The sequence below is a fragment of the Bacillus cereus group sp. N31 genome (assembly GCF_016483245.1).
In the GTDB taxonomy this organism is placed as follows: domain Bacteria; phylum Bacillota; class Bacilli; order Bacillales; family Bacillaceae_G; genus Bacillus_A; species Bacillus_A toyonensis.
The window spans coordinates 13,633-37,350 of the sequence record NZ_JAEHCH010000023.1 but is presented as its reverse complement, the minus strand read 5'-3'; the positions used below and the strand labels follow the sequence as shown (position 1 = coordinate 37,350).

Genomic DNA, 23,718 nt, shown 5'->3' with positions numbered 1-23,718 from the left:
ATAAAAAAACTTAGCTTGTTCACAAGTTTTTCACATTTTATGGAAATGATATGTGTAAAGTTTTCCACATTATCCATCTAGGAGGAGTTTACATGTACAAAAAAATCGCAGTAAGTATGACTATGGCCGCATTATTATGCGGGGTATCTACCTTCCCTGCTTCTGCTACCACGCCAAAGGAAGTTGCAATGCATCATCATAAACCTATTTCAGAAGAAGAAATGCAGTCGCTCGAAAAACTCGGCTATAATAAACATGAAATTTGGAAAGCTGCCCACATTGCAAGAATCAGCAAAAAAGAAACTAAGGACGTTTTAGCTTACTATAAGCAAAATAAATCTTGGGAGAAAACCGCACAACATTTCGGTGTAGATCCAAGTAAGCTTAAAAAGCATCATATGAATAAGGAAACAAAAAAAGCATTACTGCAACAATTAGCAATGATGCAAAAATCCACACCCGATGGACTCAAACAAAAAATGAAAGAATATAATATCGGCTTACGTCAGCTCACGGTATTAACAATCATCTCTCAAAAAAGTAATACCCCTCTTGATGATGTACTAAAAATGAAAAAAGACGGTATGGATATTAAACAAATCGCGGAAAAATTAAATGTTAAAAGAGAAGATATACGAGCAGAGATGATTAAATTAGTGAAGTCTATTAAAGAGAAGCAAACAAATTAACACGCAAAAAAGGAAGAGGTATTCACTGCTCTTCCTTTTCTTTATGAACTTTCAACTTTGAAGTATAAATTCCCGTCTTTCCCAAAAACTAACATAAACAAATGATGTAGTAAGGGGTGAGAAAGTGTTTCGTTTATCGTCTAAAAAGAAGAAAAAAACAATCTGTTCCATTCCAGATTTTATCCAAACTATGAAAGAATCTAGTGATTTCGTTTCTTATAACATCGTAGAAGATGGGACGCTATGTTTGTTTTATTATAAATCTACAGCTGAATCACTCCTCATTAATCGATTCATTTTAACACCTATAAAAAGAGAATTGGATCACATTGAAACTATAAATGATATAGCAAATATCGTCACACTCGAAGGGATTATTACCAACCCTTCTATTGATGATATTCGTGAAAAATTATTAGTTGGGTATGTACTCATACAGCTTAAAAACGATTCTCAAGCAGCAGAATATGTACTTATTCGTGCTGAAAGTTCAGTTTTAGGTACACGATTATATAACGATACCGAAAATGAATATAGTGTAATCGGTCCAAAAGTCGGATTTGTTGAAAATATTGATACAAATACACACTTACTTCGCCGAAATATAGTAACAGAGCAATTAGTTTTCAAAGAAGTTATAGTTGGCTCTATATCAAAAACAAAGGTGATAGTTGCTTACATCGAAGGCATTACAAATGAACAACACATCAATACCGCAATGCAGCGCTTACAAGATGTTGACTTTGATGTTCCTTTTGATGCAACTATGATTGAACAGTTTATTAGCGATAATAGTAACTCACCCTTCCCTGTTTTACTACCTACAGAGCGGCTAGACCGTTCTGTGTACGCATTACTGAATGGAGGCGTTGTTATTTTAACAGACGGTTCACCTTACGCATTAGCTGGACCAGCGACGTTACTTGATTTCTTCGTCTCGCCAGAAGATTATTATTTACCATGGATAGCAGGCTCATTTCTTCGAATGGTTCGCTTTTTCGGAGCAGCATTCTCGCTATTTTCATCAGCTATTTATACAGCTGTATTAACGTATCACTATCAAATGATTCCTGCGGATTTACTAGGTCCGATTATTTTTTCAAGAGCTAATGTACCCTTTCCGCCCATTTTAGAAGCACTTTTTTTAGAAATCACAATCGAATTGCTCCGTGAAGCTGGAGCACGATTACCTACAAAAGTTGGACAAACAATCGGCATCGTTGGCGGGATTGTAATTGGCCAAGCATCTGTTCAAGCTGCTTTAACGAGTAACATTTTATTAATTGCAGTTGCTTTATCAGCACTCGCTTCTTTTACAACACCAACTGTAAAAATGTCTTCTACTATCCGGATACTACGATTTCCACTTATTCTTTTAGCTGGTGCATTTGGGGGCTTAGGTCTCATTGTAGGATTCGTACTCATATTAGCTCATTTAATTCGCTTAAAATCACTTGGATCACCTTATTTATTACCTCTATATCCATTTCGCGGTTTAGGGACAGCAGAAGGACTCCTTCGTTTGCCGTTTAGTCAAACTGCTGGACGTGCCTCTTTTCTGAGACCAAAAAAGAAATGGCGCTATGACCCAAACAAAGCGAAAGAAAAACGTGACGGTGAAGAGAAATGAAAAATATTTTATTATGCTTTTCCATTATCATTTTAATTGTTCAATCTGGTTGTACAGAAGCACATATAGTTGATACACAGCGAATGATTCACGTAGGTGGATTCGATATAATAAAAGATAAAAAATTTCGCGGAACCATTTTATATCCCGATTACACAAAGGGCGTACAATCGAAACCAGAAACTCAATCAACTCATGCAGGTACAATTGAAACAATCTCTTCCCTTCTAAACGCCAAATCTCCACATACGATCGCTGTAGGTCAAATGCGTGTTGTCCTATTTGGAAAAGCATTTGGTGAACATGGACTTGGAGATGTTATTAACAACTTACAACGTGATCCTAACATTGGCCGTGATGTGCAGCTAGCACTTGTAGATGGTTCAGCAGAAGAATTACTGAAACATGTCAAAACAAATGGATCACTTTATCTATCTGATTTACTGGAGCAAAATATAAAAAACGAGACAATCCCGCGGACAGCTTTAAATATTTTTTTATATAACTTCTATTCATCTGGATGCGATCCATTTCTTCCTTACATTCAAGTATCAGAAGACAAATCTGCTTCCATTAAAGGACTAGCTTTTTTAAAAAAGGATAAAGTGGCTATGTATACAGATAAGGAAAAGTCTTTTTTATTTAAATTACTCATTAATCCAACGAAAAATGGGCGTTACGAAGTTCCGATACGCCAAGGTAAACATAAAGGATTAATTGCTACTCAAAACTTATCTGGAAAAAGTGTATGTTCTCTTTCGCCAAACGGTGAAATTCCGAAAATTAACATACACTTAAAATTAAATGGACTCGTAAAAAATGCTCCCAGCTGGCTTGATTTATCAAAGAGTAAAAATGTAACTTACGTAAAAAGACATGTAGAAAAAACACTTGAGAAGGATTTAAACGAATTAATAAAACAATTCCAAGAAAATAAAATCGATCCAATTGGTATACGTGAAGAAATTCGTAGTCATTCAAGAAAATGGAACATAAAACAAATTCAAGACATGTATCCTAGCGTAGACGTTGCTGTTAGTGTGAAGATTAATGTCGTACAATCTGGTATCGGAGAATAGTGAGGTGCTATCATGGCTGGACAAGATAAAACACATACTGTTTCCCCTTATTTCACATTCCTTCTATTACACTCCCTTCAAATTGGAGTAGGTGTGTTAGGATACCAAAGGATTATTGCGCAATTTGCCGGTTATGATGCTTGGATTTCTCTTATTATCGCTGGTATTGCAACTCACATCGTGTTATTTTGTATGCTGAAAATGTTAGAAAAAGATAATGATTTAATGAATATTCATACGACATGTTTCGGAAAGTGGATTGGAACATTTTTTTCCGTATGCTTTGCTGCATACCTTCTATTATTTTGCCTTACTGTTCTTCGTTCATATATTGAAGTCATTCAAGTTTGGGTCTTTCCTACAATTAAACCGTGGAAATTAACTTTACTATTTTTACTTGTGGCTTATTACATAATTAGGGGTGGCTTTCGTTCTGTGGGAGGAATATGCTTTTGGGGCGTCATAATCCCGATTTTCGTACTATTTTTCTTAGTTTTCCCAATGAAATACGCACATGTCCGTAACATTTTCCCAATTCTCGCTCATTCACCTTTAGACATTTTAACTTCAGCGAAAGCATCTGCATTAGAATTTCTTGGATTTGAAGCAATCCTTATCTTTTATCCATTTATTAAAAAAGGAAAATCGTTAAATAAATGGGCACATAGCGGTATTGCTTTTACAACCATTCTATACGTAATATTAGCGATTGTGTCCATTATGTACTATAGCCAAGGGCAACTACATCATACAATTTGGCCAACATTAACGATGCTAAAAATCATTAAAGTTCCTTTTATCCAAAGGTTTGAGTATATCATTATTTTCTTATGGTATCTTATTATTTTACCTAATCTTTGTTTAACGATTTGGTCTTCTTGTTGCATTACTAAGAAATCTTTTCGCATACCATTTAACATTACACTGCCATTTTTTATCGCAACTATATTTATTTCATCCTTGTATTTCACAAACCGCGAAAGTATCAATACATTGAATACAGTACTGTCTCAAGCTGGTTTATATATTGTATACGCTTATATCCCAGTCTTATTTCTATTCCATTCATTGCGGTGGCGCTTCAAAAATAAGTCGAAAGAATCTTCACCCGACACACCATGATATTTGATACAATTTGATTAATACATGTGTAAAGGGGACAAGCGTATGAAGAAATATGTATTTTCTTTACTTGCAGTACTGAGCTTAATTCTTGCTGGATGCGGAGCTACTAGTACAAATGAAAAAAAATCATCTGAATCAAAAGAAGAGCATGACCATGCATCGCACACGCAGCAAGCTGACATTCAAGAAAAAACAAAAGGAGTCGACACACTTCCGGCCTTCCTAGACAAGCTTGATCCACAAATGAAAGACATTTACACTGTCGCTGGACAAAATGCAGAGCTATTAGATTGGATCCCATGTTACTGCGGTTGCGGTGAAAGTGTAGGACATAAAAATAATAAAAATTGCTTTATTCGTGAAATTAAGAAGAATGGTGAAGTTGTTTGGGATTCCCATGCAACGACTTGCGTCAATTGCCTAGAAATCGCAGTTGAATCGGCTGCGATGAAGCAAAAAGGAAAATCAACGCTTGAAATTCGTAACTATATTGACAATAAATACAAAGAAGGCTATGGCAAACCAACACCTACGCCAATGCCAAAAGCTTAAAAAACGAGGAAATACCTCGTTTTTTTTCATTCACTTTTTTTCTTAACAAATTCTTTCAAGTGTATTTCTCTTTACTTATCACACACTATATATAACTCTCGGTAAGGAGGGTACACAGTGCAAACATATAACGACTATGATAAAGCTCTCTATTACACGTATTGCTGTAATTGGGATAAATTACTCGTTCTCATGGTTCAGACGAACGATCAATTATTTTCTAAGCGTATTGAGCATTTTTTACACGCTTATCAATACAGTAAAGAACTACCAGAAGTTGATAAACAATTGCAGCTCCTATTTCAATATATTGACCACGCATCTCAAAAGTCACATGTAGAAGAAGTAGAGCAAATTCAAATGTAAAATATAGCGCTATTCTCTTTATGAGAATGGCGCTTTTTAAAATGTTGATATCAATAAATGTTTCTCCTTATAAAACTTTTATTGATAAACATATTTTTTCTTTCTTTTCCCTACTACTTCATACTATAATTTAGTATGTAACTATTATAAGTGAGGTATAAAATATGGGACGAGAAAAAAAGCAAGAATATGCTTTACTTACTGCATGGGGAGCTTCATTTATTGCTACATTAGGAAGTCTATACTTTTCCGAAATCATGAAATTTGAGCCTTGTGTCCTTTGTTGGTATCAGCGTATTTTTATGTATCCATTTGTTTTATGGCTTGGTATCGCTGTAGTAAAGAAAGACTATCGCATTGCAAGTTATTCTTTACCAATCGCAAGTATTGGTGCTTGTATTTCTTTATATCACTATGCAATTCAAAAAATCGCAGCATTTTCAGCTGCTGGGGCAGCTTGCGGCCGCGTACCTTGTACGGGAGAATACATAAACTGGTTCGGCTTTGTGACCATCCCGTTTTTAGCACTTATCGGCTTTATCACAATCGCTGTTTGTAGCTTTATCGTAATCAAAAACAAATAAGGAGATGAAAGAATGAAAAAAATGCTTATATTTGGCGGTATTATTATCGCCTTGTTTGCAGCAATTTTTGCTGTCACACAAATGGAAGAAAAAAATGCTTCAACTAGCCAAAAAATTGATAATGCTACTGGTAGTCAAACAGATGGTGCTGACTACTACACAAATAAAATCTCTCTTTCAGATCTCCAAAAGAATTTAAAAGAGAAAAAAGAAGAAACAGTATACTTTTATCAAACATCTTGCGTTCATTGCCAAAAATTATCTCCTGTCGTAGTACCGATGGCTAAAGACTTGAATGTTGATATGAAAGTTATGGATATTGAAAAATTAGATGCTCCTTGGGATGAATATAAAATTCAAGGTACACCAACAATCATTCATTTTAAAGATGGTAAAGAAGTGAGCCGTATTAGCGGCGAACAATCGAAAGACAAATTAAAAGAATGGCTTGAGCAAACGAAGAAATAACGAGAAAAGGAAACTCCTTCTACACATGAAATGGGCGTAAAACCTCACACTAATGTATAAGGAGGGGGTTTTATGCCAGAAGTAAAATGCTCTGTTTCCAATTGCTCATTTTGGGGACAAGGTAACTTTTGTCAAGCAAGTGCTATCATCGTTCAGCCTGATGCAGATGAAGCTGGTCAAACTGAAAATGATTCGTATACAAGCGCGGTTTTAACAAACGAGACGCTAGAAAACTCTGTAGCAACGAGTGTAGAAACTTGTTGCCATACATTTAAACCAAAATATTAAACATAAAAAGCATACGATGAATCGTATGCTTTTTTACATTCCCCTCCAAAAATCATGCATGATAAAAAAGTACAAAATAACGAGGACGACAGTCCCACATAGGGTAATGCGCCTATATATACTCTTTTCTCCTTCCCTTGCTTTTACAAAAGCCCAAATAAATCCGAAGAACAATATTAAATCAACATATGGAACATAAAAAGAAAAGACGAGAAACGCATACAAATACACAATGAATAAACAGGTCGTTACTAAGAAAACTTTAAATGCAAATTCACTTTTCATAATGTAACCGCCCCCTATCTGTATTGTATTATATTCAGCAAAATACAATAGTTGCAGTTAAACTCCAAGTAGAAATAAGCTACCGCCTATAAAACGGTAGCTATTACGGAACATTGTATTTCCGTTTATATATATTACTTAAAGTCGAAGTAGGAATTTGCTCGTAACGAATTTTTTCTCCTGTTTCATCTACAATATACAAATTGTTTCCTATATAATATATTCCATTTTTTCGTTTTGAGTACACCGTATATCTTTCATTCGGCAATACCGTTTTCACTTTTGTTAACTGCCCATTCGGTTCTTGCCAATATATATCCGCGCGGTCTACTAACGTAAGTATTCCAATTTGCTCTTCTTCTACTTTACGACCATTCCAACTCACAACACGATAACCAAGTGTATTTGCCTCATATTCCGGACTCGTATGAAAACGAGAAATGATTACTTTTGTTTGTAATTGTACTCGGTCATATAACCATTGTATATCCTTGTCATGCATGCGAATACAACCATTTGATTCCCTACTTCCAATCGTCCATTCCCGATTTGTCCCGTGAATCGCATATTCCTTTTTATCTAGTCCAAGCCACCTCGTACCGAGAGGGTTGTTTGGTGCACCACCACGTATCTTTTTTCGATGGTATTCTTTATTTTTATATTTAGTTATAATACAAAAATTACCTTCTGGCGTAGGTGTACGATCTCTTCCAGTCGTTATCGGAAACGTTCTCGTATAGTTTCCTTCTTCAAAGAAAGACAGCTGATTCGTCGTAAGATTAACTAATATTAAATGATCTGTATTAGCAAAAACGCTAGCTGGTAGGCAGAAAAATAGGATTACGATAAACAATACTTTTTTCATCTAAATCCTCCCTAGCACTAACATCATAATAAATGCAATTAGCTTTACTTTGCTCTTATAAATGAAAACTATCCATTTACGATAACGCCTCCGTTTACATGTATCATTTGCCCCGTAACATAAGATGAATCGTCAGATGCTAAGTATACGTATGCTGGTGCTAATTCATATGGCTGACCAGGTCTTTGCATCGGAACATTGCTTCCAAACTGTGACACTTTCTTCTCATCAAAGCTCGATGGAATAAGAGGTGTCCAAATCGGGCCTGGCGCAACACCATTTACACGAATTCCTTTTTGCACTAACGATTGAGAGAGAGATCTTGTAAAAGCAACGATAGCTCCTTTCGTTGCAGAATAATCAATTAAAGTTTCATTTCCTTCATATGCAACGATAGACGCCGTATTTATAATGACATCCCCTTGTTTGAAGTGAGAAAGTGCTGCTTTCGTAACGTGAAAATAAGAAAAAATATTAATACGGAATGTTTTTTCTAGCTGTTCTGCTGTAATATATTCTAGTCCTTGCTGCGGATATTGCTGTGCGACGTTATTCACAACAATATTTAAACCGCCTAACTGTGAAACAGTCTCTTCCACAATATCTTTACAATGTTGTTCATTACTTAGATCTCCCGGTAGTAATACACACTTTACACCTTCTTTTTCAACACGTTGTTTCGTCTCATTCGCATCCCCCTCCTCATCTAAATAAGCAATTGCAATATTTGCACCCTCTTTTGCAAAAGCGATGGAAACAGCTCGTCCAATCCCGCTATCTCCCCCTGTAATTAACACATTCTTCCCCTTTAACTTTTCACTTCCCTTATAATTGGGATCTTCAAACTGCGGAAGTGGATTCATTAATGATTCAATACCAGGCTGTTTATTTTGATGTTGGGCTGGCATTGTTAAAAAGCTTTTTTGCTGTGGCATAACTTCCTTCAGCTCCTTTTCCTTATCATGTGCACAATAAAAAACTACAATTCACACATAGTTTTACGATTAATATTCGAATTTAAGACACAAAATATGAATTGTTGTAAACTTTTTATACAAAACTATTGCAAAATAGTTAAAAAACGAATATTATATATAACTGTTGTGAAAATTATTCGTAAACAGAAAGGATGTTTATATGTTTAACCTTTCAAAACATAAAACTTCTATTAAAACTGAAATTATGGCAGGTATTATTACCTTCTTAACAATGGCATATATCATTGTCGTAAACCCTGTCATCCTTGGGGATGCAGGTGTTCCATTTGAACAAGCATTTACAGCAACAATTATCGCTGCTGTTGTCGGAACATTATTTATGGCGATCTTTACAAACTTACCAATCGCAATTGCACCAGGTATGGGATTAAATGCTTACTTCTCTTACTCTGTTGTAAAAGCTCATGAAGGCATGACTTTCGCAATTGCATTCTCTGCTGTATTCGTAGCAGGTATGATTTTAATTTTGTTATCATTCACATCTTTCCGTACAAAATTAATGGAAGCCATTCCTGAAAACTTAAAACACGCAATTACTGCTGGTATCGGACTATTTATCGCCTTTATCGGTTTACGTTTAACAGGTATCGTTACAAAAAACGATGCAAACTTAGTTGGACTTGGTGATCTTCACTCTGCTCCAGTTTTACTAGCATTAGCTGGACTTGGAATTACAATTGTCCTTATGTCTTTAAATGTAAATGGTGCGCTATTTATCGGCATGCTATTAACTGGTCTTATCGCTTTCTTCACAGGACAATTAACGTTCTCAAACGGTGTTACATCAATGCCTGGATTACCAGAAGGAATTATCGTATCAAATCCAATTACTGCTGTATCTGATGTAATTAACTACGGATTGTACGGCGTTGTATTCTCATTCTTCCTTGTTACACTATTCGATACAACAGGTACACTACTTGGCGTTGCGCAACAAGGTGGATTTATGAAAGACGGAAAGCTTCCAAAAGCAGGACGAGCTCTTCTATCTGACTCATTCTCAGCAACAATCGGTTCTATGTTCGGAACAACACCATCAACAGCTTACATTGAATCTTCTGCTGGTGTTGCAGCTGGTGGCCGTACTGGTTTAACAACAGTTACAGTAGCTGTTCTATTCGCATTAGCAGCTTTCTTTGGACCATTAGTGAGCGCTGTATCTGGTGTATCAGCTATTACTGCACCATCACTAATTATCGTTGGTAGTCTTATGATGGGTTCAGTTCGCCACATCGATTGGGATTCATTTGATGAAGCATTCCCAGCATTCTTAGTAATCTTAAGCATGCCACTTACATCAAGTATCGCAACAGGTATCGCACTTGGATTTATTTCATACCCACTTATGAAAGTGGCAAAAGGTAAATTCCGTTCTGTTCACCCGCTTGTGTATGTATTCGGAATCTTGTTCGCTTATCAATTGATATTCTTACCACATTAAAATCCCTCTTTCTGAGGGATTTTTTATTTTCAAAAAACATTTGACAACTGTACAGAATCATGGAATAATTCAAAATAGTTAAATATTCGATGTCTTATCAAGAGCAGGTGGAGGGATGAGCCCTACGAAGCCCGGCAACCGACCCATTTATGGGCACGGTGCTAATTCTTACAACACGTTGTGTTGAAAGATAAGAGTAATATGATAAGACGTCTTTTCTATATGAAAAGGCGTTTTTTATTTTCACTCCCTCCCCTCTCTTCTTAGTTTAGGAGGGATTTTTTTATGAAAAAATTGTGTTCCATCGTACTTATTTTTCTATTACTTACATTGACGGCTTGTACAAATGAACAAGATGCTATCTCTTCACAAAAGCAACAAACGGTGAAAAAAGTAACTACAACAGTTGAAAATCATTTACAAACAGAAATTCCAAAGCAAATAAAAAAGCCATTAAAAATCGCATTAATTATGCAAATGTCTATCGGAACTTTTTCCTCTCAATATATTGAGGGCGTCAAAAAACAAGTCGAGCTATTTGGCGGTAGTGTACAAGTCTACAATTCTGATAACGATTTAGCAAAAATGGCTGCAAATTTAGATACTGCTATTAATTCAAAAGTGGATGGTATTTTAATTGATCATGGCCGATCTGAAGCATTAAAACCTGGGATAGAAAAAGCGTTACAGGCGAACATTCCCGTAGTCGCGTTTGATAACGATCTACGCTTACCAGGTGTAACGATTATTGATCAAGATGACTATAGTCTTGCATGGAAATCATTAAAAACGTTAGCAGAAGATTTGAATGGACAAGGAAATATCGCAGTCGTATGGGTTGGCGGATTTGCTCCAATGGAACGTCGTAACGTTATCATTGATGCTTTTTATAAACGGTATCCAAATATAAAAGAAATTGCGCGATTCGGTACTGCTAGTAATAACACACCACTTGATACACAAACACAAGTAGAAGCTTTACTAAAAAAATATCCGAAAGAAGGAGATTTACAAGCCATTTTCGCTTCGTGGGATGAGTTTGCTAAAGGAGCTGTTAAAGCACTTGAACAAGCTGGTCGTACAGATATAAAAGTATACAGCATTGACTTAAGTAATGAAGATTTACAACTTATGCAAAAAGAAAACTCACCTTGGTCTGCTACGGCTGCAACGGATCCAGCTGAAGTAGGGAAAGTTCAAGTACGATTCTTATACAAAAAAATTGCCGGTGAACAAACGCCAGATATTTATTCACTAGAACCTTATTTAGTAAAGAAAAATAGTTTACCAAAAGAAAATATAACAATGGATCAATTATCAAAACATATAAACGGTTGGGGAGACTCGAAAGATGCGTATTCTCCTTGGATGAAAAAATTAGAGAAGGAGAAAAAATGATGACATTCTCTCTTCAACACATTACACATTCTTATCATGCCGCTACACCTGTTCTAGAAGATGTTTCTATCCATATTCAAAAAGGAAAAGTTCATGCCCTACTAGGAATGAACGGTGCTGGGAAAAGTACTCTACTGAAAATAGCAACTGGTGAAATTCAACCAGTTGCTGGCGATATAAAAATTGATAATCAGTCTGTTTCCTTTACTTCGCCACGCGATGCAAAAAAGCACGGTGTTTCTTTCGTAACACAAGAAGTAGATCATGGACTTATTCCGGGATTATCTGTATTAGAAAATGTACTTATCGATCATTTAGCAATGCAAAATAAAGTACTATTTTCAAAGTCAAAATTAGTCGCACTCGCTAAACAACATTTGCAAACTGTACAGGTAGATTTAAATGTTTCGGAAGATGTTTCAAACTGCTCATTACATGAAAAACAATTACTTCTTATCGCAAGAGCTTTATCCAACAATACAAATTATCTTTTATTAGATGAGCCTACTTCTTCTCTTGGACCGAAAGAAGTTGAAACCTTCGGACAACTATTAAAAGATTTAACATCAAAAGGAATTGGCATCATCTTAATTTCTCATCGTTTATCAGAGATTCGAAATTTTGCGGATGATGTAACTGTATTACATAACGGTAAAGTCGCACTTTCTAAAGCGATTACAAAGGTTACAGATCAACAAATTGTGGAATCGATGACTGGAAAACAACTGACACTTCCTATTAATGCAGCACCAAAACAAGGGAACGAAGAATTATTTAAAGCACAAGAACTTCCATTACACAAAAACCATTCTCCCCTTTCTCTCACCGTACGGAAAGGTGAAACTGTTGTGATATACGGATTAATTGGCAGTGGCAAAACAACACTTGCTGAAACGTTATTTGGTGCTCATCATACTTATCACGCAGAAATAAACGGTCAAAATATAACGATTAAAACACCGCGGGATGCGATTAAAGCGAAAATCGCACTTGTACCAGAAGAAAGAAGAAAACAAGGCGTGTTTCTTTCGGAAAATATTATAAGCCACACTAATTTACACCAATCAGGTTGGAGACGAAAACAAACCGAATTAAATAATGCTACTACGGCAATTTCTTCTTTCAGCATTTCACCGAATGACCCAAAAGCCTTTATTCATTCACTTAGCGGTGGAAATCAACAAAAAGTCTCGATTGCAAAGTGGCATGGATTCAAACCGAATCTATTTCTTTTAGACGAGCCAACTAAAGGTGTAGACATAGCTGCAAAACAAGACATTTTTCAATTCATTCGTAACATTACTGAAAACGGAAGTTCCGTAATTTACTTCACAGGAGAACAAGATGAAGCACTACATATCGCTGATCGCATTCTTATACTGGCAAACGGAGAATTTGTAGGTGAATACTTACCAAACGAACTATCTCCTGAACAGCTTTTACATTTATCTGAAGGGAGTTATTCCATTGAATCTCGTTCATAAAACAAAAACTAAGAAACTATATTTACCTACTCATCTTTTTTATCAATTCAGTACGATTGCTATCATTATAGGTGTTACAATTTTCTTCTCTATCGCCAACGATTCTTTTTTAACATACAACAATATTAGTGATGTTTTACGCTCCATTTCTATCGTAACGTTACTTGCAATTGGTGTTACCTTTACATTAATTGTAGATGGGTTTGATTTATCGGTCGGCTCTACCGCTAGTTTAGCAACCATTGCCACTGCTTCCTGTCTCATTTTATATCGACAAGAACTATTAGTCACACTCCTTGTTCCTATTCTTTGTGGGCTATTAGTTGGATTATTAAATGCACTACTCGTTATCCGAATTAAACTACCAGATTTACTAGCTACATTAAGTATCATGTATATCGTGAATGGACTACACTTAACATTTTCAAAAGGATCTTCTATTTATGAAGGAATGTCTGGTGCCAAAGGACATTTTATTCCATCCTTTTTATTTATCGGTCAAGGTTCTATCTTAGGAATTCCAGTCCCTGTCATTATCATGCTTATTGTCGTTTTGATTGCATATGTATTTTTAGAAAAAACAACGTACGGTCGTTTCTTTTATATGACAGGTGGGAATCGAGAAGCTGCTAGACTAGCTGGTATTCCTACTGATCGTTACCGTGTATATGCTTATATGATTAGCGGTTTACTTGCCTCTATTGGCGGTATTATTCTATGTAGCCGTGTTGGCACAGGACAAGTTTCAGCTGGCGCTCCATTATTAATGGATGCAGTTGCAGCTGCCTATATCGGTTATGCAATGTTCGGTGCTAAGAAACCAAATGTCATCGGAACATTTCTTGGTTCCGTATTAATTGGAATCATATTAAACGGCCTTACAATGATGAACGTTCCTTATTATGCACAAGATATCATTAAGGGCAGTATTTTAATTGCTGCTTTAGCCTTTTCATTTATTAAAAAGAAACGTAAATAAAGTGAAACTTTAATAAGTGGGGGTTTTCTTCCCCCCACTTATTATTAGGCTTCACCAATCGGGCATTTACGGGCAGTTGATCCCCCACCTAACTTCTTTGCTTTCGCCGAATTTTGAGGTGGGGGTCTTACTGCCCGTTAATGCGCTACTTTCCTTTTGCAACAATCACACGAACTACTTCAACGCAAGGAGCAGAAGACCGTTTGCTATTGCTGTAACACCTAAGAAGATTGCTATCATCAGCTCTCCCATTCCATTATTAAATACATAAATAATAGAAGAAATGAAAACCTCCTCTACGACCAAACTACTTAAAAGAGGTTAGAAACCTTTAATATTTCTCATTTACCTGTAATTCTTTACTATACTTTTGAATGAACACTGATGAAATAATCATTACCATTCCTATACTAAAACCAATAAGCTGATCTAATAACATTTCATCATGCATGAGCAAACGAAATAAAAATACACCACCAAAAATAAGCAACATAGTAAATCCAGTATGTCTAAGTCCTTTATATACATTTTCCATATGTATCACCTCTCTACACGTTTTTACCATATTCCCAAAAATGTGTATAACCAACATTCGGTATTGAAATCAATAATAAAAAAGACTGCAGAGAAATTCTTCTCCGCAGCCTAAAATTTATTTTTGCAAAAACGCCTGCAAATCTGCAAATTGTCTCTTTGCATCCTCATAGCCTTGCTCATATAAACTTTGTAGTTTTGCTGTATCTTTTTCCATACGATCTACTTGAAGCGGCACTTCTGGGCGGATCACAAATAAATTACCCGCTTGCTCTTCTTTTTCAATGTAGTGCAGCGTTTCGTTATACACCTCATAACGATTCAGCATTGTGTTAACAAGGTTCGGATATTTTTTATAAGCTTTCGCAGCAACCCAACCAAATTTTGATTTTTTCTTTGCGTAACCATGATTTCTCGTTAAAATAACGACTGATTTTTTAAATCCGTCTTCTTGCGCTTTACGAACTGGAATCGGATCAGAAATCCCGCCATCTAACAATTGCTTACCACGGTAATTTACTACTGGTGCAATGAAAGGTAATGAACTAGATGCTTGTAATAAATTTAGCGCATCATCATTCGTTCCCTCTTTTTCAAAGTAAATAGATTGTCCTGTTTCACAATCTGTTGTCCCTACAAGGAAACGCTCTGGACTATTGAAATATGTTTCAAAATCAAACGGCACATGCTTTTCTGGAATTTCATGAAAAATGAAATCCATATCAAATAGTTGACGTTTTTTCCACAAGTTTTTATACGATAAATATTGTGGATGTGATGCATAATCAATATTGACTGTTTTATTTCTATTTCTTTGTCTGGAAAGATACGACGCTGCATGACAAGCACCAGCTGATACACCAATCACATATGGAAAATATAAATCTTGTTCCATAAAATATTCTAATATCCCGCCCGTATATACACCACGCATACCGCCGCCTTCTAATACTAACCCCGTATTTTCAAGCATGTTACTCTCTCCTCTATATATATTGACTCTTTAATTATTCACTATGTTAAGTATCTTTTTCTATTATATATGAGTTCTTTCAGAAATTATATTCAAAAGGCTTGAGAAAAAAGTATTTTTTCTTCCAATTATATTTCCAAATGATCAGAGACATCCTTTATAAACCTTTGAATAAAATCTTGCTCTTCTTTCGTATATCCATCTAAAAGTAACAGCCACTTTTCTTCCGCTTGTTTATGCAACTTTTCATGAGCTTTATATATTTCATTTCCTCTTTCCGTTAAGCGGAAGAAAATTTCTTTTTGATTATCTAACATTTGCATCTTCTCAACGAACTGCTTTTGAAATAACTTTGTACAAATTTTAGAGATCGCGCCCTTCGTCATTCCCATTTCTGTCGTAATAGCCGTTACATTCATGAGACCATTTTGTCCGATACACTCGATAACATGTAACTCAGATAAAGACATACCACTTACACCTGTCTCACGAAGAAACTTCTCATTTTTTTCTTTCAAATGCTCTTCTTTTTTATGAAAAAGTGTACGAATATCCGAAATTATTTCCATTTGTTTCGCTGTACGTTCCAATCCGTTCGCCTCCTAAGTTTCCAAAGAAACAATTTAACTATATACCATTTTAAAATCATTTCTCCATCTTTACAAGTGAGAAAATCATGTTAAAATAAATTTAGTTTCCTAAGAAACTAAAAATAAGGAGGTTAGCAATTATGGAAAAAACCAAACTGAATTTCATTTTATATGTTGTCTGTATGAGTGCCTTACTCAGTTCCTTCGCTCAAAATATTTACACACCGATCTTACCGATGATTCAAAATTCGTTTCATACTTCTCTTTATCTTGTAAGTTTAACCGTTTCACTTTTCACATTCATTCTTGCGATTATGCAGCTCATATACGGACCTTTAATTGATACAAAAGGAAGAAAATTTGTCCTTATCCCTAGTTTAATTATTAGTACAATCGGCTCAATTGGTTGTGCTTTCTCACCAAACATTTACTTATTTCTATTTTTTAGAGCTGTTCAAGCTATAGGAATAGCGGCTATACCTGTAGTTGCAGCAACGATTATCGGTGATTTATTTGAAGGAAAAGAACGCGGAAAAGCGATGAGCCTTTATCAAATGTTACTTGCTCTCGCACCTGCGATCGGCCCTCTTATAGGTGGTTATCTCGGCAGTATACACGGCCACTTATCTGTATTTCTGTTTTTATCTACAATTGGCATCATCTTATTAATTATAAACATTTCACTACTTCCAGAAACAAAACCAAATGTAATTAAACAACCTAAAGCAAAAAAGAATTACTGGCTTATCTTAAAAAATAAAACTGGATTTTCTATTACACTTATTGGCTTTATTCAATTTTGTATGTATTTCTGTTTCCTCGTTTTTTTGCCTAGCATATTAACAAATATATATCATCTACACGCAAGTGAAATTGGTCTTATGTTTGTACCAATGTCCCTTTCTATTATGTTAGGAAGTTATTGCTACAAATTTTTGCAAAAACAGTTCACAACAAAGCAAGCTTTATTCATCACTAGTTTCTTCAATATTATATGTATCACTTTATTCTCTTTCGCATATAGCAACAATATCCCAACCGTCATTATCGTTACCTCTTTATACGGTTTTAGCATGGGACTTTCTATGCCAACTCACACTACTTTATTAACGGAAGAATTCGTACAAGAACGCGCAACAGCTATCGGTATGTACAACTTCATTCGCTATCTTGGTATGGGTACAGGGCCTATTGTAGGTGGGTTTCTTTTATTTAATCAAAATTACTTTTGGATTTTCTTTATAGGAGCAGTTACATTTCTACTTATAGTTTTATACGCAATAAAAATGTTACGTTTCTCTACCGCACAAAAGGCAAAATAGAGCCCCCGAAAGGTGGGCTCTATTTAAGCTCTTTGATCCGCAACAATATGAATATCAATATGCTTCGTTTGTCTCATAATTTCATTTACAATAGACCCTTTTCGTATTTCCTCCCATCTTGTTCTCGCTGATTGTCCGAGTAAAACTTGTGTTACTTGTAGTCTCTGGGCAACTTCGATAATAACATCAGCTGGTTTTCTTCCTTTTGCTTCTTCTAATACAAAACTCGCATCAAATTGATTCGTTAGCAACTTCCACTCTTCAATTGTTTGCTTTTTCCTTGCTGAAAGAGAATCTACATTTTCCCTCTCAACGTTTAGCACATACAATTCAGCGTTTAACCGATCAGCCATGCGCCATCCCCGTCTTATTAATTTCTCTGCTGTTGAACTGTATTGTACACAAACGAGAATTTTTTCTTTTACGCCAATCGGTTCTATTAATGTTTGGCTAATTTTCTCGTCCATATCATCGGCAACTTCACGAAGCGATAACTCTCTGAGTGCCCCTAGATTATTAAGCGTAAAGAAATTTTGTAAGCTTTGCTGAATTTTTTCTTCCTTATATATCTTTCCATCTATTAATCTCTTCCTTAATACCTCGGGCGTTGCATCAACGAGCTGAATTTCATTTGCTTTTTGTAAAATAAAGTCTGGAATACGTTCCCGTACTTTTACATTCGTAATTTGAGCTACAATGTCATGAACGCTTTCTAAATGTTGAATATTAAACGCAGATAATACAGATATACCGGCATCTAACAATTCTTGCACATCCATGTAACGCTTCTTATTTTTAGACCCAGGAATGTTACTATGTGCAAGTTCATCCACTACAACTACTTGCGGGCCACGCTTTATAATTCCTGCTACATCAAGTTCATAAAATACTTTTCCTTTATACTCTATTTCTTTTAAAGGAACTTTTTCTAAATCAGCAATTGCTTCTTCCGTCTCTTTTCTACCATGTGTTTCAATTAAACCAATTACAATATCAATGCCGTCTTTTTTCATCTCTCGTGCATCAAAAAGCATTTTATAACTTTTCCCTACGCCTGGGGCAGCCCCTACGTATAGCTTTAATTTCCCACGATTTTGTTGACGAATGTATTCTAAATATTCCTCTGGCGTTCGCCTTTGAAACGTCGGTTTATAATCATCCGCATACAAAACACTCACAACCCTTCTTGCGAAACAACACTACCTCAATCCGTTAGATTGAGGTAGTACTGTTACTATTTCATTAATTTCTGTAATTCTAAGTTTAACTTTAAGACGTTTACGCGATCTTCTCCAAATAAACCGAGGGTAGCACCTTCTGTTTGTTCCTTAATCAATTGATTTAACTTTTCTTTCGGAATATTCGTTATTTTAGAGATACGATCTACCTGCACAGACGCTGCCTTTGGACTAATGTCAGGATCAAGCCCTGAACCTGAATTCGTCACTAAGTCTATCGGTACTTCTGTAACTGGAACGGTTGGATTTTGTTTCTTCCAGTCTTCCATACTTTTCTCTACTCGTTTCTCTAAATCTGGATTAGACGGTGCATAGTTATTTGAACCAGATGCTTCTGCTTTATATTCTATACTAGAGACACGTCCATGAAAATAACGTGGATCTGTGAAATTTTGACCGATTAATTTCGAACCAACTATTTCATCCTTATCATTATATATAAGACTTCCATCCGCATTATCCTTCATTACCGCTTGTGCAATACCAGTTACAATAAGCGGGTATACGAGGCCGCACAAAACTAAAAATGTAAAAGTAATACGAATAATTGGTGATAGTATACTTTGTTTCTTCGCCATCTTTTTCCCCTCTTCCTTATATGAACAAGCCGACAATCATATCAATTACCTTAATTCCAATGAACGGAACGATAACCCCGCCAAGCCCGTAAATGAGTAAGTTTCTGCTAAGCAATGCATTAGAGCTCATCGGTTTATATGCGATTCCTTTCATCGCTAATGGAATAAGTAATGGAATAATAACAGCGTTAAATATTAATGCTGATAAAATTGCTGACAGTGGTGACGTTAATTTCATAATGTTCAATGCTTCCATTTGCGGAATCGCAAGTGTGAACATCGCTGGAATAATTGCAAAATATTTTGCTATATCATTCGCAATACTAAACGTCGTTAACGCCCCGCGCGTCATTAACAATTGCTTACCAATTCCTACAACCTCAATAATTTTCGTTGGATTCGAGTCTAAATCAATCATATTTGCTGCTTCTTTTGCAGCTGTCGTACCGCTATTCATCGCTAATCCAACGTCGGCTTGCGCTAACGCCGGCGCATCATTTGTACCATCACCTGTCATCGCTACAAGCTTCCCTTTATCTTGCTCTGCTTTAATAACTGCAATTTTATCTTCTGGTTTACACTCGGCAACGAATTCATCTACACCTGCTTCTTTTGCAATTGTTGCTGCTGTTAATGGGTTATCCCCTGTACACATAACCGTTTTAATCCCCATCTGACGTAATTGTTCAAAACGCTCACGCATACCAGGTTTTACCGTATCCTTTAAATAAATTAAACCGTAAATACGATCATCTACTGCCACTACAAGTGGTGTTCCACCCTCTTTTGAAATGAAATCTGCTTTTTGATTCACATCTTTTGGAATCTTTCCACCTTGTGATCGAACCCATTCAATCACGCTACCTACAGCACCTTTTCTCACTTTCGTTCCGTCCTGTAAATCGACACCACTCATTCTTGTTTCTGCTTTAAACGGAACGAACTCCCCTTGTTCTGCAAGTTCTCGATTATATGATATAGATTTCGTTTGCACATATTCTATAACAGATCGACCTTCTGGTGTTTCATCTAAAACAGAACTAATAGCAGCCCACTTTCCAACTTGCTCAATCGTTTCATTTCCTACTGGAAGCAGTGTATGTGCCATTCGGTTCCCGAAAGTAATCGTACCTGTTTTATCTAAAATAATTGTATTAATATCGCCCGCAGCTTCTACTGCTTTCCCTGACATTGCTAACACGTTAAACTTTGTCACGCGGTCCATCCCAGCTATACCAATTGCCGATAATAACCCACCAATTGTCGTTGGAATTAAACAAACTAACAATGCTACAAGTACAGCTGTATCAATTTGAAACCCTAAATAATTCGTGAAAATTGGCAACGTCACAACAACGATTAAGAAAATAAGCGTTAAACTCGTTAATACTGTATTTAAAGCAATCTCATTCGGCGTTTTTTGACGAGCAGCCCCTTCTACTAATGAAATCATTTTATCAATAAATGATTCTCCAGGATTACTTGTAATAACAATTGTAATCTCATCACTTACGACCATCGTTCCGCCTGTTACGGAACAAAAATCGCCACCCGCTTCTTTTATAACAGGGGCTGATTCTCCTGTTATTGCAGATTCATCGACAGACGCTAACCCTTTTATTACTTCACCATCATTTGGAATCATTTCCCCTTGTTTTACGATAACAACGTCACCTTTTCTCAGATCAGTTGCTGAAACTTGAACAATGTCTCCATTTTCTTTTACGACATTTGCAAACACATCTTTCTTCGATTGTTTTAAAGAATCGGCTTGCGCTTTACCACGGCCTTCAGCTAACGCTTCTGCAAAGTTAGCAAATAAAACTGTAAATAATAGAATAAGAGAAACTGTTATATTAAACCATCCTGGTACACTACTAGAACTGCTTGGGAGAAAAGATAAAATGAACGTAATGATAAACCCAATTTCCACAATGAACATAATCGGATTCTTTATCATTACTTTCGGATTCAATTTCGCAAAGGATTGTTTCATCGCATGCGTCACGATATCACGATCCAACGTTTTCGCTTGTCTAACTTCATCTTCTACAGCATGTATTTGTGAATCGTTCAATTGTTTTTCTTTTACTACTACCGGTCTCATTATTTACCCTCCATTACTTCAATGTAAGAAATTCTGCAATTGGGCCAAGTACTAACATCGGGAAAAATGTTAATGCACCAACAATTACAATCGTTCCAATAAAGATTCCTCCAAATAAACCATTATCCGTACGGAACGTTCCGACTGTTTCTGGTACTACCGTCTTCTCTTTCAATGAAGCTGCTACAGCTAGCATCGTAATTAAACTGAAATAGCGTCCTAAAAACATAACTAAACCAGTCGTAATATTCCAAAACGGTGTATTATCTGCTAATCCTTCAAATCCAGATCCATTATTCGCAGCTGACGATGTGTATTCATATACAACTTGCGTTAAACCGTGAAAACCGGAATGAGAAATCGCATCCGTTCCTAAACTTGTTGAAAGAGCTAATGCAGAAAATCCTAAGATAAGTAATGGATGAAATAGAATCGTTACTGCAATTAATTTCATTTCCTTACCTTCAATCTTTTTACCTAAAAACTCTGGTGTTCTTCCGACCATTAACCCAGATATAAAAACTGCAATAATTGCATACATAATAATATTAATAAAGCCCGCTCCAACACCGCCGTATACTGTATTCAACATCATATTTACGAGTGGAACTAAACCGCCAATTGGCGTTAACGTATCATGCATCGTATTAACGGCCCCTGTTTCAGCAGCTGTCGTTACTGTTGCGTATAGTGAAGAAAATACTGTTCCAAATCGTACTTCTTTCCCTTCTGTACTTCCTTGTACATGTTCGATACCCATTCCATTTAATGCCGGATTCCCGTTTAGTTCAGATGTCGTAATCGTTATAAATCCTAGTAAAAACACCATGAATAGTGAAACGAAAAGGATACGCCCTTGTTTTTTATTTCCTACCATTCGTCCGTACGTAAATGGCAGTGCTGTTGGTAATAACATCATAAGCATCATTTGCAAAATATTACTCATTTGTCCTGGATTTTCAAAAGGATGTGTAGAGTTTGCCCCGAAAAATCCACCGCCGTTATTCCCAAGTTCCTTAATAGAAACGAATGATGCAACAGGCCCGCGTAAAATACTTTGTTTTGCTCCATCAATCGTTTGTGCTGTAACCGCCCCATCTAACGTTTGTGGTACACCAAGTGCGACAAAGACTAACGCTGCAATAAATGCGATAGGAAGAAACACTCTCGTTAACGCCCTCGTAAAATCAACGAAAAAGTTACCAAGTTCTTTTCCAGCAAGTCCTCTTATAAAAGCCATAACAATCGCTAACGTCGTTGCTGGTGCCGCAAACATTAAAAATGTAATCCCGATTAATTGTGATAAATAAGATAAACCATTTTCACCGCTGTAATGTTGTAAGTTTGTATCAGCCATAAAACTAATCGCTGTATTAAAAGCGAGCGTAGGCTCCATCCCTTCAATATGCGCTGGATTTAATGGCAATACACCTTGTAATCTAAAAATGAAATATACAACGACAATCATAAATCCGTTGAGTAGAACTAATGATAATGCATACTGTTTCCACGTTTGATTGTATCCTTTTACACCTGTAATTTTAAAAATAAGTTTCTCAAAAGGCCCGAATACTTTATCTAGCATTTTGCTACCTTGAAAGGCTTTCTCTAAATAAATCCCCGTTGGCTTTGCTACTAAAATAAACAAGAGCATTGTAATAATGACTGCAACCCAAATCATAATGAATGATTCCCCCTAATTAAAACTTTTCTGGATTTAATAATGCGTATACTAAGTACACCGTAATCGCTGCAACAATAACCGATAAGGCAATCATCATGATTGCTTCCCTTCTTTCACAACTTTATCTGACCAACTTGCAAGACTTGCCATCGATGCTACTAATACAACAAAAATCCCGATCATCACAACATCTAACATAACAATCCCTCACTTTAAATGTTAAAATTTACCATTAAAATATTAAAAAAGAACACTGAGCTCTACTCAGTGTTCAAAAAATGAACAACAAAAAGTAAACCTCCTCTCTAAACGCTTACGAGGTTAGCTGTCGGATTCGGGCCTAAAGAGTAGCCCTACTTTCAAAACTGAAAGATTCACCCCAAGTGACGATGCACAAAATTGGTTCCCCCGCTCCATTTCTGGAACTCAGCGATTTTAGGTTTTTTTTGGAAATTTGATAA

The 23,718-nt window shown here is 36.0% G+C and carries 26 protein-coding genes and 2 riboswitches; of the genes, 14 read left to right on the top strand and 12 right to left on the bottom strand.

The genetic code is table 11. From position 1 onward, the window contains the following. Positions 1 to 92 precede the first annotated feature (92 nt). The 9 genes from JDS81_RS23020 to JDS81_RS22980 all read left to right on the top strand — a co-directional run bounded on the left by JDS81_RS23020 (position 93) and on the right by JDS81_RS22980 (position 6,781). Positions 93 to 689 carry a hypothetical protein gene (locus tag JDS81_RS23020; RefSeq protein ID WP_142316311.1) on the top strand — a complete coding sequence of 199 codons (597 nt, stop codon included), beginning with the start codon at positions 93 to 95 and terminating at the stop codon, positions 687 to 689. Positions 690 to 813: 124 nt separating this feature from the next. Then, positions 814 to 2,319 (top strand): spore germination protein, encoded by a 1,506-nt coding sequence (locus JDS81_RS23015; protein ID WP_097953267.1) that lies wholly within the window; start codon positions 814 to 816, stop codon positions 2,317 to 2,319. Next, entirely contained in the window at positions 2,316 to 3,398 is a 1,083-nt protein-coding gene (gene gerYC, locus JDS81_RS23010) for a spore germination protein GerYC (RefSeq protein WP_097953268.1), read from the top strand. The genes JDS81_RS23015 and gerYC overlap by 4 nt, the downstream gene beginning before the upstream one ends. Before the next feature lie 12 nt (positions 3,399 to 3,410). Then, positions 3,411 to 4,520 (top strand): GerAB/ArcD/ProY family transporter, encoded by a 1,110-nt coding sequence (locus JDS81_RS23005; protein WP_097953269.1) that lies wholly within the window; start codon positions 3,411 to 3,413, stop codon positions 4,518 to 4,520. Between the two features lie 45 nt (positions 4,521 to 4,565). Further along, entirely contained in the window at positions 4,566 to 5,075 is a 510-nt protein-coding gene (locus JDS81_RS23000; protein ID WP_000761015.1) for a PCYCGC domain-containing protein, read from the top strand. A gap of 117 nt (positions 5,076 to 5,192) precedes the next feature. After that, the gene (locus JDS81_RS22995) at positions 5,193 to 5,441 is read left to right on the top strand and encodes a YhdB family protein (protein ID WP_001195459.1); all 249 of its coding nucleotides are present in this window, start codon (positions 5,193 to 5,195) and stop codon (positions 5,439 to 5,441) included. 164 nt (positions 5,442 to 5,605) lie between these two features. After that, on the top strand, positions 5,606 to 6,025 hold the full coding sequence (locus JDS81_RS22990; protein WP_000532269.1) for a disulfide formation protein C: 420 nt from the start codon (positions 5,606 to 5,608) through the stop codon (positions 6,023 to 6,025). Between the two features lie 12 nt (positions 6,026 to 6,037). After that, a complete protein-coding gene (locus JDS81_RS22985) occupies positions 6,038 to 6,493 on the top strand; it encodes a thioredoxin family protein (protein ID WP_000738433.1) in 456 nt (151 codons plus the stop codon). Between the two features lie 72 nt (positions 6,494 to 6,565). After that, complete coding sequence (locus JDS81_RS22980) at positions 6,566 to 6,781, top strand: DUF1540 domain-containing protein (protein ID WP_097953270.1); 216 nt, start codon at positions 6,566 to 6,568, stop codon at positions 6,779 to 6,781. A gap of 33 nt (positions 6,782 to 6,814) precedes the next feature. Here the strand turns inward: JDS81_RS22980 and JDS81_RS22975 are convergent, their stop codons facing one another. From JDS81_RS22975 to JDS81_RS22965, 3 genes are all read right to left on the bottom strand, one after another. After that, complete coding sequence (locus JDS81_RS22975; RefSeq protein ID WP_000834196.1) at positions 6,815 to 7,066, bottom strand: hypothetical protein; 252 nt, start codon at positions 7,064 to 7,066, stop codon at positions 6,815 to 6,817. Positions 7,067 to 7,169: 103 nt separating this feature from the next. Next, a complete protein-coding gene (locus tag JDS81_RS22970; RefSeq protein WP_000756372.1) occupies positions 7,170 to 7,931 on the bottom strand; it encodes a L,D-transpeptidase in 762 nt (253 codons plus the stop codon). Positions 7,932 to 7,999: 68 nt separating this feature from the next. Then, on the bottom strand, positions 8,000 to 8,866 hold the full coding sequence (locus tag JDS81_RS22965) for an SDR family oxidoreductase (protein WP_001136299.1): 867 nt from the start codon (positions 8,864 to 8,866) through the stop codon (positions 8,000 to 8,002). A 202-nt stretch (positions 8,867 to 9,068) separates the two neighbouring features. Here JDS81_RS22965 and JDS81_RS22960 point away from each other — a divergent pair, with 202 nt between their 5' ends. From JDS81_RS22960 to JDS81_RS22945, 4 genes are all read left to right on the top strand, one after another. Beyond that, positions 9,069 to 10,370 (top strand): NCS2 family permease, encoded by a 1,302-nt coding sequence (locus JDS81_RS22960; RefSeq protein WP_000482720.1) that lies wholly within the window; start codon positions 9,069 to 9,071, stop codon positions 10,368 to 10,370. Between the two features lie 91 nt (positions 10,371 to 10,461). Beyond that, positions 10,462 to 10,567, top strand: a riboswitch (SAM riboswitch). 88 nt (positions 10,568 to 10,655) lie between these two features. Beyond that, positions 10,656 to 11,768, top strand: coding sequence for a sugar ABC transporter substrate-binding protein (locus tag JDS81_RS22955; protein WP_097953271.1), 1,113 nt, complete (start codon positions 10,656 to 10,658; stop codon positions 11,766 to 11,768). Next, the gene (locus tag JDS81_RS22950) at positions 11,765 to 13,252 is read left to right on the top strand and encodes a sugar ABC transporter ATP-binding protein (protein WP_097953284.1); all 1,488 of its coding nucleotides are present in this window, start codon (positions 11,765 to 11,767) and stop codon (positions 13,250 to 13,252) included. The genes JDS81_RS22955 and JDS81_RS22950 overlap by 4 nt, the downstream gene beginning before the upstream one ends. Then, entirely contained in the window at positions 13,236 to 14,231 is a 996-nt protein-coding gene (locus JDS81_RS22945) for an ABC transporter permease (protein WP_097953272.1), read from the top strand. The genes JDS81_RS22950 and JDS81_RS22945 overlap by 17 nt, the downstream gene beginning before the upstream one ends. 331 nt (positions 14,232 to 14,562) lie before the next feature. On the opposite strand, the gene JDS81_RS22940 is transcribed toward JDS81_RS22945, so the two are convergent. The 3 genes from JDS81_RS22940 to JDS81_RS22930 form a co-directional block, all read right to left on the bottom strand. Then, positions 14,563 to 14,766 (bottom strand): hypothetical protein, encoded by a 204-nt coding sequence (locus JDS81_RS22940; protein ID WP_000432816.1) that lies wholly within the window; start codon positions 14,764 to 14,766, stop codon positions 14,563 to 14,565. A gap of 117 nt (positions 14,767 to 14,883) precedes the next feature. After that, positions 14,884 to 15,738, bottom strand: coding sequence for a patatin-like phospholipase family protein (locus tag JDS81_RS22935; RefSeq protein WP_000892698.1), 855 nt, complete (start codon positions 15,736 to 15,738; stop codon positions 14,884 to 14,886). A gap of 128 nt (positions 15,739 to 15,866) precedes the next feature. Further along, on the bottom strand, positions 15,867 to 16,328 hold the full coding sequence (locus JDS81_RS22930) for a MarR family transcriptional regulator (RefSeq protein WP_097953273.1): 462 nt from the start codon (positions 16,326 to 16,328) through the stop codon (positions 15,867 to 15,869). 140 nt (positions 16,329 to 16,468) lie between these two features. On the opposite strand from JDS81_RS22930, the gene JDS81_RS22925 reads away from it, so the two are divergent. Next, entirely contained in the window at positions 16,469 to 17,650 is a 1,182-nt protein-coding gene (locus tag JDS81_RS22925) for an MFS transporter (protein WP_097953274.1), read from the top strand. Between the two features lie 23 nt (positions 17,651 to 17,673). Here the strand turns inward: JDS81_RS22925 and kdpDN are convergent, their stop codons facing one another. From kdpDN to JDS81_RS22895, 6 genes are read right to left on the bottom strand one after another with little or no spacing between them, the layout of a single operon-like run. Continuing rightward, the gene (kdpDN, locus tag JDS81_RS22920; RefSeq protein WP_097953275.1) at positions 17,674 to 18,828 is read right to left on the bottom strand and encodes a KdpD-like non-kinase potassium sensor; all 1,155 of its coding nucleotides are present in this window, start codon (positions 18,826 to 18,828) and stop codon (positions 17,674 to 17,676) included. Positions 18,829 to 18,884: 56 nt separating this feature from the next. Then, on the bottom strand, positions 18,885 to 19,466 hold the full coding sequence (gene kdpC, locus JDS81_RS22915; protein ID WP_097953276.1) for a K(+)-transporting ATPase subunit C: 582 nt from the start codon (positions 19,464 to 19,466) through the stop codon (positions 18,885 to 18,887). Positions 19,467 to 19,482: 16 nt separating this feature from the next. After that, the gene (gene kdpB, locus JDS81_RS22910; protein ID WP_001247984.1) at positions 19,483 to 21,573 is read right to left on the bottom strand and encodes a potassium-transporting ATPase subunit KdpB; all 2,091 of its coding nucleotides are present in this window, start codon (positions 21,571 to 21,573) and stop codon (positions 19,483 to 19,485) included. Positions 21,574 to 21,586: 13 nt separating this feature from the next. After that, the gene (gene kdpA, locus JDS81_RS22905) at positions 21,587 to 23,254 is read right to left on the bottom strand and encodes a potassium-transporting ATPase subunit KdpA (RefSeq protein WP_000638325.1); all 1,668 of its coding nucleotides are present in this window, start codon (positions 23,252 to 23,254) and stop codon (positions 21,587 to 21,589) included. A 19-nt stretch (positions 23,255 to 23,273) separates the two neighbouring features. Then, positions 23,274 to 23,354, bottom strand: coding sequence for a K(+)-transporting ATPase subunit F (gene kdpF, locus JDS81_RS22900; protein WP_000972378.1), 81 nt, complete (start codon positions 23,352 to 23,354; stop codon positions 23,274 to 23,276). Then, complete coding sequence (locus JDS81_RS22895; protein ID WP_000887889.1) at positions 23,351 to 23,455, bottom strand: SipW-dependent-type signal peptide-containing protein; 105 nt, start codon at positions 23,453 to 23,455, stop codon at positions 23,351 to 23,353. Before JDS81_RS22895 ends, kdpF begins: the two co-directional genes overlap by 4 nt. 98 nt (positions 23,456 to 23,553) lie before the next feature. Further along, a riboswitch (cyclic di-AMP (ydaO/yuaA leader) is annotated at positions 23,554 to 23,699 on the bottom strand. Between the last annotated feature and the right edge of the window lie 19 nt (positions 23,700 to 23,718).

What these genes read in the sequence shown, in the direction of transcription:
- JDS81_RS22935 (WP_000892698.1), bottom strand. Translation starts at nt 15,738, where the DNA reads ATGCTTGAAAATACGGGGTTAGTATTAGAAGGCGGCGGTATGCGTGGT.
- JDS81_RS23005 (WP_097953269.1), top strand. Translation starts at nt 3,411, where the DNA reads ATGGCTGGACAAGATAAAACACATACTGTTTCCCCTTATTTCACATTC.
- JDS81_RS22990 (WP_000532269.1), top strand. Translation starts at nt 5,606, where the DNA reads ATGGGACGAGAAAAAAAGCAAGAATATGCTTTACTTACTGCATGGGGA.
- JDS81_RS22940 (WP_000432816.1), bottom strand. Translation starts at nt 14,766, where the DNA reads ATGGAAAATGTATATAAAGGACTTAGACATACTGGATTTACTATGTTG.
- JDS81_RS22895 (WP_000887889.1), bottom strand. Translation starts at nt 23,455, where the DNA reads ATGTTAGATGTTGTGATGATCGGGATTTTTGTTGTATTAGTAGCATCG.
- gerYC (WP_097953268.1), top strand. Translation starts at nt 2,316, where the DNA reads ATGAAAAATATTTTATTATGCTTTTCCATTATCATTTTAATTGTTCAA.
- kdpC (WP_097953276.1), bottom strand. Translation starts at nt 19,466, where the DNA reads ATGGCGAAGAAACAAAGTATACTATCACCAATTATTCGTATTACTTTT.
- JDS81_RS22985 (WP_000738433.1), top strand. Translation starts at nt 6,038, where the DNA reads ATGAAAAAAATGCTTATATTTGGCGGTATTATTATCGCCTTGTTTGCA.
- JDS81_RS22980 (WP_097953270.1), top strand. Translation starts at nt 6,566, where the DNA reads ATGCCAGAAGTAAAATGCTCTGTTTCCAATTGCTCATTTTGGGGACAA.
- JDS81_RS23020 (WP_142316311.1), top strand. Translation starts at nt 93, where the DNA reads ATGTACAAAAAAATCGCAGTAAGTATGACTATGGCCGCATTATTATGC.
- kdpB (WP_001247984.1), bottom strand. Translation starts at nt 21,573, where the DNA reads ATGAGACCGGTAGTAGTAAAAGAAAAACAATTGAACGATTCACAAATA.
- JDS81_RS22950 (WP_097953284.1), top strand. Translation starts at nt 11,765, where the DNA reads ATGATGACATTCTCTCTTCAACACATTACACATTCTTATCATGCCGCT.
- kdpA (WP_000638325.1), bottom strand. Translation starts at nt 23,254, where the DNA reads ATGATTTGGGTTGCAGTCATTATTACAATGCTCTTGTTTATTTTAGTA.
- JDS81_RS23000 (WP_000761015.1), top strand. Translation starts at nt 4,566, where the DNA reads ATGAAGAAATATGTATTTTCTTTACTTGCAGTACTGAGCTTAATTCTT.
- JDS81_RS22970 (WP_000756372.1), bottom strand. Translation starts at nt 7,931, where the DNA reads ATGAAAAAAGTATTGTTTATCGTAATCCTATTTTTCTGCCTACCAGCT.
- JDS81_RS22925 (WP_097953274.1), top strand. Translation starts at nt 16,469, where the DNA reads ATGGAAAAAACCAAACTGAATTTCATTTTATATGTTGTCTGTATGAGT.
- kdpF (WP_000972378.1), bottom strand. Translation starts at nt 23,354, where the DNA reads ATGATGATTGCCTTATCGGTTATTGTTGCAGCGATTACGGTGTACTTA.
- JDS81_RS22955 (WP_097953271.1), top strand. Translation starts at nt 10,656, where the DNA reads ATGAAAAAATTGTGTTCCATCGTACTTATTTTTCTATTACTTACATTG.
- JDS81_RS22975 (WP_000834196.1), bottom strand. Translation starts at nt 7,066, where the DNA reads ATGAAAAGTGAATTTGCATTTAAAGTTTTCTTAGTAACGACCTGTTTA.
- JDS81_RS22960 (WP_000482720.1), top strand. Translation starts at nt 9,069, where the DNA reads ATGTTTAACCTTTCAAAACATAAAACTTCTATTAAAACTGAAATTATG.
- JDS81_RS22965 (WP_001136299.1), bottom strand. Translation starts at nt 8,866, where the DNA reads ATGCCACAGCAAAAAAGCTTTTTAACAATGCCAGCCCAACATCAAAAT.